Genomic DNA, 433 nt, shown 5'->3' with positions numbered 1-433 from the left:
CGACCCGACCGCTCCCGACCCGGTCGGCCACGGCACCGGCCCCTACGCGATCACCGCCGTGCAGGGCGCGCAGTCGGCCAGCCTCGACGCCGCGACCGACTACTGGGGCGGCACGCCGGCCGCCGACGGCGTCGACGTCCGGTTCGTCGACGACGCCGACGCCCGGACGGCGTCCCTGCGCGCCGGTGAGCTCGACGTCGCCCAGGGCGTGCCCATCGGCCAGCTCGCCACCCTCACCGACGACCAGCGCGTCGTCACCACCTCGCTGCCGCGGGTGACCGCCCTGCAGCTGAACACGGCCGGCGGCCCCTTCGCCGACCCGGGTCTGCGCGCGGCCGCGGTCGCCGCGGTCGACGCCGAGCCCGTCGTCGACGGCGTCTTCGAGGGCCAGGCCGACGTCGCCCCGGGTCTGCTCACCGACGACGCGCTGGGC

The 433-nt window shown here is 78.1% G+C and carries 1 protein-coding gene; it reads left to right on the top strand.

Annotated elements, in window-relative coordinates; translation table 11 throughout:
• A partial coding sequence (locus M3677_RS17435) for an ABC transporter substrate-binding protein (protein ID WP_251161206.1) occupies window positions 1-433 on the top strand: 433 nt, incomplete at both ends.

It is taken from the genome of Curtobacterium sp. P97, from assembly GCF_023712445.1.
Classification (GTDB): Bacteria; Actinomycetota; Actinomycetes; order Actinomycetales; family Microbacteriaceae; genus Curtobacterium.
The sequence above is the reverse complement of the archived record's forward strand: the minus strand, read 5'-3'. Positions and strand labels throughout refer to the sequence as shown.